This window comes from Thermodesulfatator atlanticus DSM 21156 (assembly GCF_000421585.1).
Classification (GTDB): domain Bacteria; phylum Desulfobacterota; class Thermodesulfobacteria; order Thermodesulfobacteriales; family Thermodesulfatatoraceae; genus Thermodesulfatator; species Thermodesulfatator atlanticus.
The window spans coordinates 93,726-110,858 of sequence record NZ_ATXH01000001.1 but is presented as its reverse complement, the minus strand read 5'-3'; the positions used below and the strand labels follow the sequence as shown (position 1 = coordinate 110,858).

The window sequence follows — 17,133 nt, the reverse complement described above, 5'->3', positions numbered from 1 at the left end:
ATAGGCGGCCTTTTTTAATACCACTAATAATTAGTCCTCACTTCCTGGGGGTTCAGGAACATTATCACCGTGGCATTCTTCACAATTGTGCTGTGCAGGGATGCTATAATCACCAGAAGGAAATTCTCCCTCGGTTTCATACTTCCCATCTTTCCATTTGTTCAATAACTCTACCAAATGATAAGCAACACTTGCGGTTACTCTGGCACATCGGTCACGTCTTTCAGGGCTGCCTAATGGCTTGTTAGCCTTTTTCATCCATTTTCCAACGGAGACGTGACACAGAGGAGAATTAGAAACAGTGTGTGGAATCTTATCTACAGGAACCTTGGGCTTTTTAGGTACGTATACCGGCATATTAGCTTCACAGTACCACTCCATTATTTCACTTCCCATAAGCGCACCTAAGTGGCTTCCTCCAGTACGCGGGCCTATGATAACGTTTGTAACTACATTGGCGCCAAGCAATGAACCACAAATGGTTCCCCACCCGGCAACTCCTCCTTCTGCAAAAATAAAAGCTTCTACAGGAAACAATGTATATGGTTCGCCTATTTTTTTACGCAGCTGGTAAAACACGCTATGAACTACCGATGCACCACAGAACCACTTGTACCATTGTTTATAAGCAATCTCTGCTGTTTCTACCGGGTCTAATTTTTCATAAGGCCAGGGCCATTTTTCAACATTTACACCTTTTGCCTGGGCGTCAGAAACTGGAAGAATTTTTCCCGCCGCCACACCCAAAAGAAGAGCACCTGTCCCCTTAAAAAAATCTCTTCGTTTCAAATTGATTTTGTCCATAAAGCCTCCTTTTATACCTTTTAAAAATATTTGTTTTTTATATAGAAATTTTGAAGATAGATTTATTTTGTGTCAAAACCTATAAATCATTGTCATTTAATATTCTCTAAAAATTTTTTGAAAATTTGCGTAAATAAGCTGCCTGATTGCCAAAATCTAAAAAGAGACCTTTGAACACCTTTTCTTAAGGCCCGTTCCGGGATCCGTTCCTATTTTTCGTAGCGAAAAATGGGAACGGATCCCTTGCGGTTGTGCTTGCAATACTGATCTTGGCAATTTTGCATAAGGTCTCTAAAAAATGACATTGGATCCCTGGAGCGTGCCTGCAACACTGGTCTTGAACATTTTGTGAAGATCTCTTTGAAGTTTAAAACGAAAAAAGTTTAATACCTGCGGCAATCTCAGCAAGGCCTTCTCTTGCTAAAATCTCAACTTCTTTGCCCTTTACCCTGATAAGTCCAAGTCTTTGAAGTTTGCTAAACATGCGTGAAAGGGTCTCAGGAGAAGTGCCAAGGAAACTCGCAAGTTGGCTCTTGTTCATGCCAAGGTCAAAATGTGGCTTACCAGTTTGCTCGCTAAGATAAAGAAGATAAGATGCAAGCCTTTCGGAAACTTCCTTAAGCGATAGGGCTTCCACCATGTTTACCAATTGACGCAAGCGTCTGCTAAGAATGCCCAGCATGTTCAGGGCAAGAGACGGGTCTTCCCTGATAAGGGCTACGAATTCTTGGCGCGGAATATAAAAGAGTTTACAGGGGCTAAGTGCCAAGGCATTTGCAGGAAAATCAAGACCAGCAAAGACAGGCACTTCCCCAAAAGGCTCGCCATCACCTAGGATATGAAGGATTTGCTCCTTTCCGCTGGGGGACTCTTTAAAAATTTTTACCCTTCCCTGGTGAATTAAATAAAACCCTCGGGCTGGTTCACCCTCGGTAAAGATGATTTCGCCCTTTTTAAGGCTCTTAGGGTAAGTGATTCGGCTTAGGGCCTCAAGTTGTTCCTGAGAAAGCCCCTTAAAAAGAATCGTTTGAGCAAGGAAATCTTTTTTGTTTTCCATAGCTTGCAAATCTCTCTCTTAAGCCTATCATACCAATTTATGCTGGATTTTAAATCTAGCCTCCAACAAGAAAAACTGGTTTTGGCCATTGAAACCGCAACCCCGGTAGGCGGGGTTGCTATCGTAGGGGAAAAAGTCCTTGGGGAGATAACCCTTGCCAGCGCTGAAACCCACTCGAGAAGGTTACTTTCCTCGGCAGAGTTTCTTTTAAAACGCCTTGGACTTTCTCTTAGCGATCTTTCCGCTATTGGGGTAAGCATTGGCCCGGGAAGTTTTACAGGGCTCCGTATAGGCCTTGCCACAGCAAAAGGCCTTCATTTTGCCACAGGGCTCCCCTTGATAGGTGTGGGGACCCTTTTAGCCCTTGCTCATCAGCTTTTCTTAACAGACAAGCTTGTTTGTGCGGCGCTTGATGCTAGACGAAAGCAGCTTTACGCTGCCTTGTATAAATTCGAAAAAGGCGAACCAAAAGAGATTCTTCCCTCTTCTCTTCTTGGCCCCGAAAAACTTGCCAACTACATCAAAGAACCTGTCATTTTTGTGGGCGATGGCGCAGAGGCTTTCTCTGAAAAATTAAAACCCATTTTAGGGGACAAATTTTTGAGAGCGCCAGCTCATCTTGATCATCCTCGTGCAGCAAACATAGGGTTTGTTGCGCGCAAGCGTTTTCTTTCAGGGTTAGTCGATGACCCTTTAAAACTGCTTCCCATTTATTTGCGGCCCTCTGAGGCTGAACTTAAAAGGGTTAGGGTAGGGCATGGCTAACTGGTTTTTAAAACGTTTGCTAAGCCTTTTTATTACCTTTTGGGGCATCACGCTTATCTCGTTTTTTATTATCCGCCTGGCACCTGGCGAGCCCATAAGCCCCATGGCGGATTTTAATCCCAAATTCACCCCAGAGATGCGCGAAAGGTTAAGGGCCCAGTACGGGCTCGATAAGCCTCTTTATGTGCAATACCTGCGCTGGGTAAAGGGCTTGGTAACTCTGGACTTAGGGCGTTCTTTTGCCCCAGACCGCCGTCCGGTATGGGATAAAATCAAAGAAAGGCTACCGGTAACAATCCTTATCAATGTCCTTTCTATGTTGATAATTTTCGCTGTGGCCATCCCTTTGGGAGTTGCCTCTGCGGTAAAAGAAGGCAGTTTATTTGACAGGGCCACCACGGTTTTTGTTTTCATTGGTTATGCTATGCCAGGATTTTGGCTGGCGCTTCTTTTAATGCTTTTATTTGGAATTAAGTGGCATATTCTGCCTATTTCCGGGCTTCATTCCCTCATGGGTTATGAGCAAATGACCTGGTGGGAAAAGGTCCTTGACTGGGCAAGGCATCTGGTCTTGCCTATTTTTGTTTCGGCCTTTGGAGGGCTTGCCGGACTTTCGCGGTTTATGCGTTCTTCCATGATTGAAGTCCTGCGCCAGGATTTTATCGTAACCGCGCGGGCCAAAGGGCTCTCTGAAAGGGACGTAATTTACAAACATGCACTTCGCAACGCCTTGTTACCCGTAATTACCCTTTTGGGGCTTTCTGTTCCCGGGCTGGTGGGGGGAAGTGTTATTTTTGAGTCTATTTTTAGTATTCCTGGAGTAGGGCAGCTCATGTGGCAGGCAGTTATGGCGCGGGATTACCCGGTGATTATGGGTAACCTTGTGATTGTCTCAGTACTTACACTACTTGGAAATTTAATCGCAGACATTTGCTATGCCCTTGTGGATCCTAGAATAAGGCTTGGGAAGTCCTAGATGTTTAAAGATCTTTTGCGTCATCCTTTGGGACTGTTAAGTGGTGTTGCGGTAATGGCTCTTCTTCTGGTGGCCATTTTTGCCCCGTACATCGCACCTTATGATCCCCTAGCAATAAACGTAGCCCATGTGCTTGAGCCCCCAAGCCTTGCCCATCCTTGTGGCACAGACCTTCTCGGTCGCGACGTGCTCTCGCGGCTTATTTATGGTGCACGCGTGTCCTTACAAGTTGGCATTATTGCCGTGGGTATCTCTTTGGCCATAGGGGTTTTTTTGGGGGCGCTTGCTGGATTCTACGGCGGGATAGTTGATAGCGTAATTTCTCGAGCCATAGACATTATGCTTTGTTTTCCGGCTATTTTCCTTATCCTAGCGGTGATTGCTTATCTTGAGCCTTCGATAATAAACATCATGATTGTCATTGGGCTTACCAGCTGGATGGGAGTAGCTCGCCTGGTGCGTGCAGAGTTTTTAAGCCTTAAGGAACGAGACTTTGTGCTGGCAGAAAAAGCCCTCGGGGCCAGCAACCTGCGCATTATCTTTTATCACATTTTGCCAAACGCTTTGCCACCTATCCTTGTTTCGGCAACCCTTGGAGTGGGAAGCGCCATTTTAGTTGAATCAGCCCTTTCTTTTTTGGGGTTAGGAGTTCAGCCGCCAACTCCTTCCTGGGGCAACATGCTCACCGAAGGAAAAGAAACCCTTGAGATTGCCTGGTGGCTTTCGGTCTTTCCTGGGCTTGCCATTCTTTTTACTGTGCTTGCTTTTAATCTTTTGGGAGAAGCAATCCAGGAAGTAACAGACCCTCGCCGAAATACACGCTAATCTTTCTGTTGACCGCACTTTTTCTGAACTTATCTTTTTAACAGAACCTGATAAAGGAGGTGATAATATGGCTGAGCTCGTACCCTTCCGTCCTTTAAGGGAGCTCAAGCGTGAAATGGATAGGCTTTGGACAGAGTTCTTCGGCAAAGAAACATTGCCAGAGGTATTTGATACCGATTGGGTCCCAGCCCTTGATGTCTCTGAGACGAAAGACGCAGTTATTGTGCGGGCAGACGTCCCCGGCATTGATCCTAACGAATTAGAAATAACTATCAGTGGCAATACCCTTACTATTCGCGGTGAAAAGAAACAAGAACGCGAAGAAAAGGGCGAGAACTTTTACAGAATTGAAAGAAGTTACGGCAGTTTTGTAAGAAGTATTCAACTCCCAGCAGAGGTTGACGCCGACAAAGTTGAGGCCACTTACAAAAACGGTGTGTTAAAGATAACGCTTCCTAAAAAGGCCGAGGCCAAAGGTAAGCAAATCCCCGTCAAAGTAGAAAAGTAAGGTAAACCCCTCGCCTGTGGCCCGCTTTTGCGGGCCACATTCATAATTACCCCTTGACGAAATGCTTATTTATTGACAATTTGAAAGGGCCGCGGGAGTGGCGGAATTGGTAGACGCTCCGGACTTAGGATCCGGTGGGGCGCCTCCCCGTGGGGGTTCAAGTCCCCCCTCCCGCACCAAGATTTTACTCCTTAAATTCCTCTCTTTAATTCCTGGTTTAAAGAACCACAAACTTTAAGCCCTGAGATCCATTCCTATTTTCCATTCCGAAAAATGGGAATGGATCCCCACCGGGTGCTTGCAAAATTGATCTCGGCAATTTTGCAAAGGTTTCTGGAACGCATTTTGCTTAATTAACCAGTGTTATGAGGTTACTTGAGAGCACCTTACGAGAGGGAGAGCAGCGTTTTGGAGTTTATTTCACGCCGCAGGTAAAACGTGAAATAGCCTTAGGGCTTATCTCCTGCGGCATTGAAGAGCTTGAGATAGGCGTAGTAAAGCCAGATGAATACCTTTTCAATCTATGGCGTTCTTTGAAACAGGCTGGTTTTGCAGAAAGGCTGAGTTTCTGGTGTCGTCTCAAGAAAGAAGACATTTTACTTGCGCAAAGCTTCGTTCCTTCAAAACTCAATTTGAGCATTCCGGTTTCAAATATTCAACTTAAAAAACGTTTGCACATTTCTTGTAAGGATTTGCTTAACAAAATTGTAAATTTGATCAAATTTGCAGCCGACAAATTCCCCTTTATATCTCTTGGTCTTGAGGATGCAAGCCGTGCAGAGAAAGACTTTCTCTGGCAGGCTATTGACAGTGCTGTTCAGGCAGGGGCTAAGCGTATCAGATTATCTGATACTCTGGGCCGCTGGACTCCCCTTGAAGTTGCTAATTTGGTACGAGAATTCAAGAGCCGTTTTCAAGGGGTAGAGCTTGCTATCCATGCGCATAACGACTTTGGCATGGCCACGGCAAATGCTATTTGTGCCTTAGAAAGTGGAGCAGATTGGGCAGATGTTAGCATTCTTGGGCTTGGCGAACGTGCAGGCCTTGCGCGCACAGAAGAAGTACTTGCTTTTTTGTATTTTCACCGCAATGCCAAAAGATATAACTTAAAACGTCTTGTGGAACTAGTACATTACGTAGCATGGCATGCAGGAGTCAGCATCCCCGAATTTAAACCCATTGTAGGTAAAAAACTCTTTTATTGTGAGACAGGTCTTCATGTAGAAGCCCTTTACAAAAATCGCAAACTTTATGAGCCATTTCCTCCAGAAGAAGTGGGGCTTAAGCACCACTTCGAAATAGGCGCTAAATCCGGCCGCGCAGCCATAGCATCTAAGCTTAAGGAACTTGGCTTTAATATCAGTGAGCAAGAGTTAGACACAATTGTCAAACAAGTAAAGATAATTTCACGCGAAAAAGGGGCCCCTCTTTCTGATAACGAGGTCTTAAGCCTTGTACAAAAAATACTTGCAAAAAACACCTGTACCGTTGAAGAAGATCTTGACCTTGATTTTCTGACAAATTTGAAAATTTAATTTTTACAAAAAAGTAAATTATGGGAAAAGAAAAAAGTATAGACAGTATTAAACTTCAGGTTTTACACGAAGCCTGTCGCATTATTGGCCATGCTTTTGATTTAGACGAAGCCCTGCGTAAAGTACTTTTTCTCCTGGCAGAAAGGCTTAAGATGCAACGGGCCTCAGTGGCTTTGTTTGATGAAGAGCTGGGCAAGTTAGTGATAAAGGCTTCGTATGGTCTAACAAGAGACGAAGAAAAAAGGGGTATCTATGCCCCAGGAGAAGGGGTCACTGGAAAGGTGTTTGTCACCGGTGAGCCCTGTATTATTCTTGACGTGCGTAAGGAGCCCTTGTTTCTCAACCGTACCGGGGCACGAAAATTTGAAAAAGAGCAGATTTCTTTTCTTGCTGTTCCCATAGAGCTTGAAGGGCATATTATCGGAGTCCTTACCGCTGACAGACTCTTTGGCCCGGACATTGATTTTCGCGAAGACATACGCTTTCTTGAGATAATTGCCCTTCTCATTGCACAATTCGTAAAACTGAGGATCTTGCTTGAAGAACGTGAGCAGTCTCTCCGTCAAGAAAATCTTATTTTGCGCACAGAGCTTAAAAAGCGTTTTAGCGATTTTATGGCGGCCTCGCGAAATCCTGCCATGCAGAAGGTTCTTGCCCTGGTAAGAAGGGTCGCCCCAACCAAGGCCACGGTGCTTCTTTTGGGTGAATCTGGCACAGGAAAAACCCTTACGGCCCGTTTGATACATGAGCTTTCTCCCAGAGCTGAGAAGCCCTTTGTCAAGATAAATTGCGCGGTACTTCCTGAAAACTTGCTTGAGGCCGAACTTTTTGGTTACGAAAAAGGAGCTTTTACTGGTGCGGTGTCTAGCAAGCCTGGACGCCTCGAAGAAGCCGATGGTGGTACAGTCTTTCTTGATGAGATTGCCGAGCTGAGTCTTTCGCTTCAAGCCAAGCTTTTGCGTTTTATTCAAGAAAGAGAATTTGAACGCCTGGGTAGTACCAAAACCAAACGGGTTGATGTGCGCATTATTGCGGCCACTAACAAAGACCTCCTGAGACTTGTCAGGGAAGGGAAGTTCAGGGAAGACCTTTATTTCAGGTTAAATGTTTTCCCCATAAATATTCCCCCTCTGAGAGATCGAAAAGAAGATATTCCCCTACTTATCAACTTTATTATGAACCGCTTGAGCAAAGAGTACGCACGCAAACTTACTTTAAGTCCAGAGGTTATATCTTTTCTTGTGGAATACAATTGGCCGGGCAACATAAGGGAACTTGAAAATTTTCTTGAGCGTCTTTTTATCATCTGTGATGAAGGCAAGGTATCTCTAAAAGATATTCAGAGTCTGCTGCGTGTGCGTGAGTCCCAGGCAACCCAGAAAGAACAAAAAATACCCACCAAAGAACCCTCTGCTGAAGAAATTCTTGATACCCTTAAGAGACACAACTTCATTGTAGCCCGTGCCGCAAAAGAATTAGGATTGACTTTTCGGCAACTGCGCTATCGTATCAAAAAGCTCGGACTAGAAAAAGATATCCCCCTTAAACGTGGCCGGCCTTCAGTGGCTTTATAAAGCCTAAGCGACCTTTGCAAACAAGCTAGGATCCCTGTTGTTAAGTCCAAAAACTTTTCATAAAAAGCCATTCAAAAATCGGCTATAATTACTTTTACTGAAATAAATCGCTACCAAAAACCTAGGAGGAAGATATGAATATTCCCCTTTCTTTTTTAGTAATTTTTGCAATTTTGTTTTTGGTCTCTGCTGTCAAGGTGTTGAAGGAGTATGAGCGGGCAGTAGTCTTTCGTCTCGGCCGGTTAATAGGCGTTAAAGGTCCTGGAATCATCATCCTCATCCCGTTGATAGATAAAATGGTAAAAGTTGACCTGCGTACTGTTACCCTTGACGTTCCCCCTCAAGAAGTCATTACTCGTGATAACGTGTCTGTTTCCGTAAGTGCGGTGGTCTATTTCCGGGTAGTTGACGCTGCCAAAGCCGTTGTCCAGGTTGAGAATTATTATTTTGCCACCAGTCAGCTCGCCCAGACCACCTTAAGAAGCATATGCGGGCAGGCAGAACTTGACGAGCTTCTTGCTGAACGCGAAAAATTAAACATGAAGATTCAGGAAATCCTTGACGCTGATACCGAGCCGTGGGGGGTTAAGGTCTCCAAAGTAGAAATCAAAGAGATAGACCTTCCCGATGAGATGAAAAGGGCCATGGCCAAGCAGGCCGAAGCAGAGCGTGAAAGACGCTCAAAAATCATTAACGCTGAAGGCGAACTTCAGGCTGCTGAAAAATTGCTTCAAGCTGCCAAGATGATGGAAGAATCTCCCATCACTATCCAGTTACGCTATCTCCAGACTCTCCGGGAAGTAGCGGCAGAAAACAATTCTGTAACCCTTTTCCCCATTCCCATAGACTTTTTCAAAGCCTTTTTGCGAAAAGAAGAAAGGGACCAAAAAATTAGCTAATCCCGATTGAGGAGACAGATTTTTCTGTCTCCTCGCATCTTTTTATTTCTTTTGCTGTATTTCTTCTTGGATAATACGATAAACATCAACAGGGCGCATTCCGTTAAGCTGAGCAAGCTCTTTAAGGGAGATACGTCCAGAGGGGACTTCAAGGCCCCGTTTGCGAAGGCCTTCAATTACGTCTCGCGGCCTTGCACCAAGACGTAAGCAAATATCTCTTATAGGCATAAGCTCCGCATGAGGAACAGGCGGCGGGGTAACAGGCTTTACCCAGGAGTTCTTAATCTGTTCTTGAAAATTGATAAGATAATTTACCGGGGGAAGATTGTAGATACAAAGAATTAGCAAGACAATGGAAACGGCTCCTGAAATAATAAGCGGGCTTGCTGGCACAAACTTTTGCTTGAGGTAACTCACAAGAGGGCGCCAATTCAACCAAATGTGCCAAATGCCAAAAATCATCATAAGAATACCGAAGACGATGTGAATTGCCTGCCACTGGTCTTTACCTAGGCCAAGTAGGGTCCAGCCTGTCCAGTAGGCAACACGCCCGTGGGGCATAATAAAAAGGACAATCCCTGTAGCAAAGAGTACTAAAAAACTCCAGAAGAGAAATAAACTTACGTATTTTCTCATTATTTTCCTCCTTTTTTATCCGGTCGTTTAATCTTATGTTTGGCCATTTTGTAACGCAGGACTCTTTCGCTTATACCTAAAAGCTCGGCGGCCCTTGTTTGGACCCAACCTGTTTTTTCTAAGGCTTCAAGGATCATCTGTCTTTCAAGGGCTGCAAGCCTTTCTTCAAGGGGGCCGATTTTGTTTTCTTTTGCCTGCCATACTTCTTTAGGAAGATCTTCAGGACGAATGAGAGACGTACGAGCTAAGGTCACGGTGCGCTGAATGATGTGCTCTAGCTCACGCACATTGCCAGGATAAGAATACTTGAGCAGCATGTGGATGGCTTCTTCTGAGAATTCCACAGGCCTTAAGGCGTATTTTTTGGTAAAAAATTCAATAAGTTTGGGGATATCTTCTCGTCTTTCTCTTAAAGGAGGGATTTCTATCTCAAAGACATTTAAACGATAGTAAAGGTCTTCGCGAAACAGCCCCTCTTGAACAAGGGTCTTTAAATCGCGATTGGTGGCAGCTATCACCCTTACGTCTACTTCGCGTTCTTTTTCGCTTCCCAGGCGGTAGATCTTTCCTTCTTGTAAGGTTCGCAATAGTTTAGGTTGAAGGGAAAGGGGCATTTCGCCAATTTCATCAAGGAAAAGACTCCCTTTGTGTGCCAGTTCAAAACGCCCTTTTTTACTCTGGGTAGCTCCGGTGAAAGCGCCTTTTTCGTGTCCGAAAAGTTCGCTTTCAAAAAGGGTCTCAGGAATAGCAGCACAATTCACTTCTATGAAAGGCCCGTTTGCCCGGTCACTTAAGAGATGAATTAAACGGGCAAGCAGTTCTTTTCCGGTTCCTGTTTCCCCTCGAATGAGCACAGGCCAAGGAGTTTTTGCAACTCTTCTGGCAAGAGAAAGAACTTCTTTCATCTTGGGGCTTTCAGCGATGATCTTTACAGGTAAGGGGCCTTCTTCTACAGCTTCTATGACTTCTTCTGCTTCTTTGAAGGTAAAAGTTTCCGCCTCAAGCCTTCTTATGCGCGACAAAAGGTCTTCAAGATTAAGGGGCTTTTCCAAAAAGTCATCAGCACCGAGCTTCATAACTTTTACAGCAGTGTCTATAGCACCATAAGCCGTAATCATGATGGCACGCGCCTTAGGATTAATTTTTTTCATTTGAACCAGCAGTTCGTCACCCGTCATCTCTGGCATCCGCTGGTCAAGAAGCACCAGCCAGACGGGTTCTTTTTTGAAAATCTCTAAGGCGTCTTTGGGATTGGTAGCGTAGATGGCTTCGTAGCCTTGCTTTTCTAAAAAGCCTTGCAACAGCTGGCACTGAGCTTCTTCATCATCAACTATAAGGATTTTCATCTTTCCTCTCCCACAGGAAGTCTTATTTCTATTTGAAAATATCGAGTAGCTGCTGATTCTTTTTTTATGGATGTATCTGAGACAATCTTGGCAGTAACGCGTCCGCCATGAGCTTCTACTATCTTTTTCACAAGGGCAAGACCAAGTCCTGTTCCCTTCACTTTAAAAGTCACATAGGGATTAAAAATTTCTTGCAGTTTGTCTTCTGGCGGAAGCTCCCCTGAGTTGGTAGTTTTTAAGACAGCAAAACCATTTTCTTTAAAAAGTTCTACTAAAAGAGACCCTTCTTTATCTATAGCTTCTAAAGCGTTTAGAAAAATATTTTCTACTACTTGATAAATCAAACTTTTATCAGCTAAAATTATGATGTCGTTAAGTTCTGTTTTAAGTTTGATATTTTTCTTTTTAATTTGTTCCTGAAAAAGTTCTAATATTTCCTGGACTAGTTCTTTTAAATTAAATTTTTCCTTTTTAATTTGTTTTTCTAGTCTCGCGTATTTAAGCAATTGCTCGATAGGACGGTTGGCACGTAAAAGTGATTGGCGTACTAAGTCAAGAAGTTTTCTGTCTTCAGGGGTAAGGTTTTTACTTTCTATCATTAGACGTTGAAGGGCAAGCGATATGGTATTTAAAGGATTTCTAATTTCGTGAGCAATAGTAGCAGCTGCCCGCCCAAGGGCTGCTTCTTCTCTTTCTTTAGCCAAGGCCCTTTCATATTCTTGAACACTTTGTAGATAAAATCTTTGTAAAAGATAAAAAATGATAGTAAAAAAAACACCAATTACCGAGATCAGTCCTACAAGAATTAAGTAGTTTCGATGCAATTTTTCTTCAACTAATCTCAAAGCATAAGATTTAAAAATAACGTGTATGGTTTTATTTTTAAATGGAATATATGCTTCAAAATAATTGTTTTTTGCGACGACTTCCGTCTTAGTAGTTTTTTTATTTATGATATTGGCAGCTTTGATATGTGGTAGCTTCGAAAGCCTTAAAAGAACTCCTTCTGGAGAAGTCTTTTCATAAAGAGATTCTAGTTCAGGTATCCTAACTCCTAAGATTAGTTCTTTGAAAGAATTAAGATTTGAAGCACAATATAGAAATAGATTATCACGTGGTACGTAAGTTAACTTTTTACGGCATTTAAAATTTTCTGGAACCCAATATTCTGGAACTTCGATAACTTTGCCATTTTTTCTTATGAGATAAACTCCTGCCAAATGATTTTCTAAGACAAACATATAAAGTTCTTGCGGTAAAAAAGGTTCAACATCGTCCAGGTAATCAAGAAATGAGGCCAGATTTCCTAAAAAATGTGAGGTGGTATCTTCGATAATCTTTTCTGCTAAAATACCTGTTTCTGTATTTACGCGCACAAGTTCTGCAAGAGTAATGGCATCTTCTCTGGCATGATATAGAAAAATCTTTGTTACTTCGCGATTGTGTATGTAAAAAGAAAATATTACCCCACTGAATAACAATGCAAAAAGACAAAGATTTAATTTCCAAAAAGGAAAACTACCTATGTTTCTTAATGCCACGCATGAACCCTCGCCGCAACCTTTTGCGAATGCCAGTTGGTTCGCCTCTTTCTAAGATAGAAATTTCCGCTGCCCACCACTGTCCATGTTCATCTTGGAAAACTTTTAATCGGACAATATCTCCAATATAAAGACGTTCACTTAGATTATCACATTTTACTTCTAACCGTCTTGAATTTCCTTGTTCGTCAAAGTAAAGAATGATAGCAGTCTTTGTGGGAATGGAATATAAAAGAACTTTACCTTCGATTTCCCTTAATTCTTGTAATGATTGTCCATATACACATGTAATAAGAAAAAAATTAACTAAATAGGAAAAAATAAAGTAGCGGATAATTCTTGCCTTATGGTTCCGTAATCGGCTAAAATTTTGCAAATATTTCATAAAGATCTTCGCAAAATTGCCGAGAGCAGTGTTGCAAGCATAACCGCAAGGGATCCGTTCCCATTTTTCGGTACGAAAAATGGGAACGGATCCTAAAATAGACATTAATAAAAAACCACTTTGCAAATGTCTTTTCATAATAACTAAGAGGGCCCCTTATGGGGCCCTTTATTTTTTATTGTCCGTAATATCTCCAGCAGGGGCCTAAACCTCTCCCACAAGGCCCCAACCCTCTACCAAAAGTTCTATTGGGTGCTACGTTTTGTTGGTTATTATAAGAATTATTTTGGAGTCTGCGACCACGATTTGGGCCGCCTCTCCACAAAGGCCTTCCGTCTTCTCCGCGAAGCACGATTGTTTGACCGGAAACAGTAATCTTAGTAGCAACAATTCTGGTTGTGCCGTTAGGAAAAGTTACCTCATAGCCTTCTACGGTGATGTCTTCCCCAACGGTAGGATAGGGAACACCATTTTGCAACCAGTACCATCTAGGGCCAATACCATAAACAGTCACTATTTCTCCACCAGTGTCGATCTGGAGTCCTTGGCTTGCTGGCCAGGGTACCGCTTTAACTACCCCGGTAATAGTAACAGGTGTTCCAGAAAGGATGTAGGGAACATTGGGAGGATTTGGATTAACCGCCCAAGCTGAGCTGCCAATAAGCAACGCAGCAGCCAAAACCCATAGACCTAAAAGCTTTCTTACCTCTTTCATCTTAAACCTCCTCTTTGTTTTTTTACATTTTTAAGTGCAATAAAAATGCCAAATCAAAATTGCTAATTTTAAAGGCATTGAACGGTTACAGATTCGACAACCATATCTTCGTCGACGTTTTTGTCGAACTTATAGTTCTGAAGTTTAAAGACGAGTTGACCGGCATCCGTTCCTAATTTTTAGGAACGCAAAAAATGGGAACGGATCGCAGAGTTAGCTATGGATTTGCCAATTGACCTGATGCTATGAATATTCTGGAAGAAAAGGATTAGAAAGAGGCAGGCTGGTATGCCTGCCTCGTAAGGGAGGGACTATTTCTTTGCCCCACCTTTAGGGCCACCTCTCCACAAGGGCCTTCCGTCTTCTCCGCGAAGTAAAATTGTCTTGCCTGAGACAGTAATTTTGGTAGCCACTATCCGAGTTGTTCCGTTTGGCAAGGTTACTTCAACACCTTCTACTTGAATTTCATCTCCCACTTTGGGATAGGTTACTCCGCGCTGAGACCAGAACCACCTAGGGCCTATGCCGTAAATCGTAACAACACCGTTTTCAGTTTCAATTTCAAGGCCTTCACTAGGTTTAACAGGGACCGCCTTAACTTTGCCGGAGATGGTGATAGGGTTTCCTGAAAGGACCAACGGTGCATTGGGGGGAGCTTGATTTGCCGCCCAGACAGAGCCGTACAAAAGCAAAACAGCCGCCAAAACCCATAAACCTAATAATTTCCCTGATCTCTCCATTTTTAAACCTCCTTTATTTTTTAAAGAATTTTTGAACGCAAGGCTGGTGCCAAAAATTTTCTGGCTATTTTCAAAGTTTTTCAGGAGAAATCAATCGACGATTTTTGATTGCTCGACAATGTTGTAGGAATTTAATTGCGAAAACGGTTGTGCAGGGAGGAAGAATACCTACGATCCTTTTGCAAAACTAACTCGTTAATTTTGCAAAGGTTTCGCTGGAATATTATTGCCTTTTGGCAATTTCTTCGTCTAAATCTAATAAGTGGCGAGAAACCGCGGTTTTTTTTAGACCCAATACCTGTTGAAGGATGTCTTGATAATTCCTTATTCGCTGAACATAAATAACTGGCTCCCAACCCCTGGCATAACCATGTTTTAGTTTGCGATAGTATTTTTTTCTGGAGAGCAAAGGTAAAACCTCTGCTACATCACTCCAGCGATTGGGGTCTTTACCTAGCTCTTTGGCAAGCTCTCTAGCATCTAAGATATGTCCTAAACCAACATTATAAGCTGCCAACATAAACCTTTCTCTATCAGGTTCTTCAATTTCTTTGGGAAGTCTCTGTCGAAGTTTTGCTAAATACCTGGCCCCACCCATAATACTGGCCTCAGGATCAAGGCGGCTCTTAATTCCCATTTCACGGGCAGTGTGCAAGGTCAGCATCATAATGCCTCGGACACCGGTAGGACTTCGACTATAAGGATTCCAATGGGATTCTTGATAGGCCATGGCTGCTAAAAGAGTCCAGTCAAAACCATATTTTTTAGCAGCTTCCTGGAAAAGGGGTAGATAACGTGGAAGGGTCGTTTTTATCCGTCTTATAAAACGTTTAATATCAACGTAGTCAAATATTTCAACAAAACCGTAATACTTCTCCTCAAGAATCTCAAAATCCTGGGTATTCAAATAATTTCTAAGCCAGTCATCAACTTTAGCCTTGAGTTCCAAAGCATCTTTAGGCATCATCCAAGCTATTTTTTCAGGTGGACCAAGATCCATGCAGACTAAAAGTTCTGGATAATAGCGTCTGGTTATAGCTACAATATTAGAGTCTGCTACCACGCAGTCTATTTTTCCTCTCCAAACTAATTCTAAAAGCTCTTCAGTACTCAACTCAGAATTAGTTTGCCATTTAATCTTTGGATATTTGATTTTTAACCTTGCTAATGCTTCTTCGTAGCTGCTATCTTTAGGCACTACCAGTAATCGTGAGGTTAGGTCAGAAGGATTTTTAGGACAAGGCTTTCCTTTACGGCAAACTATCTGTTCTTTAACTTCATAATAAGGAAGACTAAAAAGAAAATGTTTTTTGCGTTCCGGGGTAATAGTAAGGCCTGCTGCGGCAAGGTCTGCTTCATCATCTGAAATAGCCTGAAGTACCTGAGAGACATTGTCTTTCACTATGAAGTGCGCCTTAACCCCTAAATGATCAGCAAAGGCTTTTGCTAACTCGTATTCAAAACCATAGGGCTCATCACGGTATTCATAATAAGTAGTGGGACCGTTCAAAGTGACAATTCTTATTTCACCACGCTCTAAAATACGTTCTAAACGGTTTTTCTGAATTTCTTTTTCAGGGGAACAAGAACACAAAAATAGAATAATGAAACAAAAGATAAAAGGTTTCTTCATAAAGGATTACCTGTAATAGAAGGTTCAAGAATTTGTAAAATATTATGCAAAAATAGGCAAGGACAAGAAAAGAAAGTTAGTAGAAAGAAAGCTTTAAATGCTTAAGGTTTCGATAATTTTTTGACGAAATGCCTTGATAGTTGCTTGGTAGTCTTCTGTACCAAAGATTGCTGACCCAGCCACCACTATATCTGCTCCGGCTCTTACCACTTCAGTTATCGTATTAAGGTTTACTCCTCCGTCAACCTGGATAGGGATATTTAAGCCTCTGGCCTTTATGGTTTCTTTTAAAGTGCGGATTTTTCTAAGGGCTGAAGGAATAAAACTTTGCCCCCCAAAGCCCGGGTTAACACTCATAATGAGTACAAAGTCAACGTCTTCCAGGATGTAATCAATAGATTCAAGAGGAGTCGCGGGATTCAAAACAACGCCAGCCTTTTTACCCAGTTCTTTTATGCGAGATATTGTACGGTGAAGGTGCGTTACCGCTTCAACGTGAACCGAAATCCAATCTGCTCCCGCTTCAGCAAAGGCTTCAAGATAGGCATCAGGGTTTGAAATCATAAGATGTACGTCAAAAGGCAGAGGCGAGGCCTCTCTTATCGATTTAATTACTACCGGGCCAAAGGTAATATTGGGAACAAAGTGTCCGTCCATAACGTCGATATGGATCACGTCGGCGCCTGCTTGTGTAACAGCGGCTACTTCTTCAGCTAATTTGCCAAAATCAGCTGAAAGTATGGAAGGCGCAATTTTGATCATTTTTTAAACCCCGGAAAACGGACGATCTTTTCTTTTTTTGATTTTGGAGGCTGCGGTGGAGTAGGGGGCTCTGGCGGAGAATCCGGCCTAATGGGAAGCCTTTCCCTGTATTGACTTACCAGGGGCTCTGGAAGTTGGGTGGTATACCAGATAATATTAGCACGCTGCATAACGACATATTCCAGGCCAAGGGGAATAGGATGCCACCCCTGGGCATCAATAGCAACTAAAGCAGGCCACTCAAGATCGAAAAATTCTCTTTTCTCAAGCACAAAAGAAAGGGTTTCCATGCCATGGTGGTAACACACAAGCCCCATCATGAGCCCGGTGCTCGTTTGAAATAATACAGGTTCTTTACGTGTTGCCTTGGGAAGCATGCCTTAAACATAAACAAAGCATTTTAGCTTGCAAGGCTTTTGTGGTTTAAAATTT

18 protein-coding genes and 1 tRNA gene are annotated in these 17,133 nt (G+C 42.8%); 8 read left to right on the top strand and 11 right to left on the bottom strand.

Annotated elements, in window-relative coordinates:
• Positions 1–30: 30 nt before the first annotated feature.
• Positions 31–804 (bottom strand): C-GCAxxG-C-C family protein, encoded by a 774-nt coding sequence (locus tag H528_RS0100615; protein ID WP_022852416.1) that lies wholly within the window; start codon positions 802–804, stop codon positions 31–33.
• A 367-nt stretch (positions 805–1,171) separates the two neighbouring features.
• On the bottom strand, positions 1,172–1,861 hold the full coding sequence (locus tag H528_RS0100610; protein ID WP_022852415.1) for a Crp/Fnr family transcriptional regulator: 690 nt from the start codon (positions 1,859–1,861) through the stop codon (positions 1,172–1,174).
• Between the two features lie 39 nt (positions 1,862–1,900).
• On the opposite strand from H528_RS0100610, the gene tsaB reads away from it, so the two are divergent.
• The 8 genes from tsaB to H528_RS0100570 all read left to right on the top strand — a co-directional run bounded on the left by tsaB (position 1,901) and on the right by H528_RS0100570 (position 8,943).
• Positions 1,901–2,626, top strand: coding sequence for a tRNA (adenosine(37)-N6)-threonylcarbamoyltransferase complex dimerization subunit type 1 TsaB (gene tsaB, locus H528_RS0100605; RefSeq protein WP_022852414.1), 726 nt, complete (start codon positions 1,901–1,903; stop codon positions 2,624–2,626).
• Entirely contained in the window at positions 2,619–3,602 is a 984-nt protein-coding gene (locus H528_RS0100600; RefSeq protein ID WP_022852413.1) for an ABC transporter permease, read from the top strand. Before tsaB ends, H528_RS0100600 begins: the two co-directional genes overlap by 8 nt.
• Complete coding sequence (locus H528_RS0100595; protein ID WP_022852412.1) at positions 3,603–4,427, top strand: ABC transporter permease; 825 nt, start codon at positions 3,603–3,605, stop codon at positions 4,425–4,427.
• 67 nt (positions 4,428–4,494) lie between these two features.
• Positions 4,495–4,935 (top strand): Hsp20/alpha crystallin family protein, encoded by a 441-nt coding sequence (locus H528_RS0100590; protein ID WP_022852411.1) that lies wholly within the window; start codon positions 4,495–4,497, stop codon positions 4,933–4,935.
• Positions 4,936–5,026: 91 nt separating this feature from the next.
• Positions 5,027–5,114: transfer RNA gene (locus H528_RS0100585), tRNA-Leu, on the top strand.
• Between the two features lie 186 nt (positions 5,115–5,300).
• Positions 5,301–6,470 carry a LeuA family protein gene (locus tag H528_RS11995; RefSeq protein WP_022852410.1) on the top strand — a complete coding sequence of 390 codons (1,170 nt, stop codon included), beginning with the start codon at positions 5,301–5,303 and terminating at the stop codon, positions 6,468–6,470.
• 20 nt (positions 6,471–6,490) lie between these two features.
• The gene (locus tag H528_RS0100575; protein ID WP_022852409.1) at positions 6,491–8,044 is read left to right on the top strand and encodes a sigma-54-dependent Fis family transcriptional regulator; all 1,554 of its coding nucleotides are present in this window, start codon (positions 6,491–6,493) and stop codon (positions 8,042–8,044) included.
• Between the two features lie 134 nt (positions 8,045–8,178).
• The gene (locus tag H528_RS0100570; protein ID WP_022852408.1) at positions 8,179–8,943 is read left to right on the top strand and encodes a slipin family protein; all 765 of its coding nucleotides are present in this window, start codon (positions 8,179–8,181) and stop codon (positions 8,941–8,943) included.
• Between the two features lie 42 nt (positions 8,944–8,985).
• Here the strand turns inward: H528_RS0100570 and H528_RS11990 are convergent, their stop codons facing one another.
• The 9 genes from H528_RS11990 to H528_RS0100525 form a co-directional block, all read right to left on the bottom strand.
• A complete protein-coding gene (locus tag H528_RS11990; RefSeq protein ID WP_022852407.1) occupies positions 8,986–9,579 on the bottom strand; it encodes a DUF4405 domain-containing protein in 594 nt (197 codons plus the stop codon).
• Positions 9,579–10,925, bottom strand: coding sequence for a sigma-54-dependent transcriptional regulator (locus tag H528_RS0100560; RefSeq protein ID WP_022852406.1), 1,347 nt, complete (start codon positions 10,923–10,925; stop codon positions 9,579–9,581). The genes H528_RS11990 and H528_RS0100560 overlap by 1 nt, the downstream gene beginning before the upstream one ends.
• Positions 10,922–12,466: a sensor histidine kinase gene (locus H528_RS0100555; RefSeq protein WP_157608052.1), complete on the bottom strand. Its 1,545-nt coding sequence runs from the start codon at positions 12,464–12,466 to the stop codon at positions 10,922–10,924. The genes H528_RS0100560 and H528_RS0100555 overlap by 4 nt, the downstream gene beginning before the upstream one ends.
• A complete protein-coding gene (locus tag H528_RS0100550; RefSeq protein ID WP_022852404.1) occupies positions 12,444–12,989 on the bottom strand; it encodes a hypothetical protein in 546 nt (181 codons plus the stop codon). The genes H528_RS0100555 and H528_RS0100550 overlap by 23 nt, the downstream gene beginning before the upstream one ends.
• 37 nt (positions 12,990–13,026) lie before the next feature.
• Entirely contained in the window at positions 13,027–13,566 is a 540-nt protein-coding gene (locus tag H528_RS0100545) for a MamS/MamX family magnetosome protein (RefSeq protein ID WP_022852403.1), read from the bottom strand.
• 311 nt (positions 13,567–13,877) lie between these two features.
• Positions 13,878–14,306, bottom strand: coding sequence for a MamS/MamX family magnetosome protein (locus H528_RS0100540; RefSeq protein ID WP_022852402.1), 429 nt, complete (start codon positions 14,304–14,306; stop codon positions 13,878–13,880).
• Positions 14,307–14,529: 223 nt separating this feature from the next.
• On the bottom strand, positions 14,530–15,939 hold the full coding sequence (gene mltF / locus H528_RS11985; RefSeq protein WP_022852401.1) for a membrane-bound lytic murein transglycosylase MltF: 1,410 nt from the start codon (positions 15,937–15,939) through the stop codon (positions 14,530–14,532).
• A 93-nt stretch (positions 15,940–16,032) separates the two neighbouring features.
• Positions 16,033–16,701 carry a ribulose-phosphate 3-epimerase gene (rpe, locus tag H528_RS0100530; RefSeq protein WP_022852400.1) on the bottom strand — a complete coding sequence of 223 codons (669 nt, stop codon included), beginning with the start codon at positions 16,699–16,701 and terminating at the stop codon, positions 16,033–16,035.
• Positions 16,698–17,078, bottom strand: a complete 381-nt coding sequence (locus H528_RS0100525) for a hypothetical protein (RefSeq protein ID WP_028845703.1) — start codon at positions 17,076–17,078, stop codon at positions 16,698–16,700. The genes rpe and H528_RS0100525 overlap by 4 nt, the downstream gene beginning before the upstream one ends.
• Positions 17,079–17,133 lie beyond the last annotated feature (55 nt).

Bases quoted from the DNA above. Each gene is read 5' to 3' on its own strand.
- H528_RS0100615 (WP_022852416.1), bottom strand. From the start codon at position 804: ATGGACAAAATCAATTTGAAACGAAGAGATTTTTTTAAGGGGACAGGT.
- H528_RS0100610 (WP_022852415.1), bottom strand. From the start codon at position 1,861: ATGGAAAACAAAAAAGATTTCCTTGCTCAAACGATTCTTTTTAAGGGG.
- tsaB (WP_022852414.1), top strand. From the start codon at position 1,901: ATGCTGGATTTTAAATCTAGCCTCCAACAAGAAAAACTGGTTTTGGCC.
- H528_RS0100600 (WP_022852413.1), top strand. From the start codon at position 2,619: ATGGCTAACTGGTTTTTAAAACGTTTGCTAAGCCTTTTTATTACCTTT.
- H528_RS0100595 (WP_022852412.1), top strand. From the start codon at position 3,603: ATGTTTAAAGATCTTTTGCGTCATCCTTTGGGACTGTTAAGTGGTGTT.
- H528_RS0100590 (WP_022852411.1), top strand. From the start codon at position 4,495: ATGGCTGAGCTCGTACCCTTCCGTCCTTTAAGGGAGCTCAAGCGTGAA.
- H528_RS11995 (WP_022852410.1), top strand. From the start codon at position 5,301: ATGAGGTTACTTGAGAGCACCTTACGAGAGGGAGAGCAGCGTTTTGGA.
- H528_RS0100575 (WP_022852409.1), top strand. From the start codon at position 6,491: ATGGGAAAAGAAAAAAGTATAGACAGTATTAAACTTCAGGTTTTACAC.
- H528_RS0100570 (WP_022852408.1), top strand. From the start codon at position 8,179: ATGAATATTCCCCTTTCTTTTTTAGTAATTTTTGCAATTTTGTTTTTG.
- H528_RS11990 (WP_022852407.1), bottom strand. From the start codon at position 9,579: ATGAGAAAATACGTAAGTTTATTTCTCTTCTGGAGTTTTTTAGTACTC.
- H528_RS0100560 (WP_022852406.1), bottom strand. From the start codon at position 10,925: ATGAAAATCCTTATAGTTGATGATGAAGAAGCTCAGTGCCAGCTGTTG.
- H528_RS0100550 (WP_022852404.1), bottom strand. From the start codon at position 12,989: ATGAAAAGACATTTGCAAAGTGGTTTTTTATTAATGTCTATTTTAGGA.
- H528_RS0100545 (WP_022852403.1), bottom strand. From the start codon at position 13,566: ATGAAAGAGGTAAGAAAGCTTTTAGGTCTATGGGTTTTGGCTGCTGCG.
- H528_RS0100540 (WP_022852402.1), bottom strand. From the start codon at position 14,306: ATGGAGAGATCAGGGAAATTATTAGGTTTATGGGTTTTGGCGGCTGTT.
- mltF (WP_022852401.1), bottom strand. From the start codon at position 15,939: ATGAAGAAACCTTTTATCTTTTGTTTCATTATTCTATTTTTGTGTTCT.
- rpe (WP_022852400.1), bottom strand. From the start codon at position 16,701: ATGATCAAAATTGCGCCTTCCATACTTTCAGCTGATTTTGGCAAATTA.
- H528_RS0100525 (WP_028845703.1), bottom strand. From the start codon at position 17,078: ATGCTTCCCAAGGCAACACGTAAAGAACCTGTATTATTTCAAACGAGC.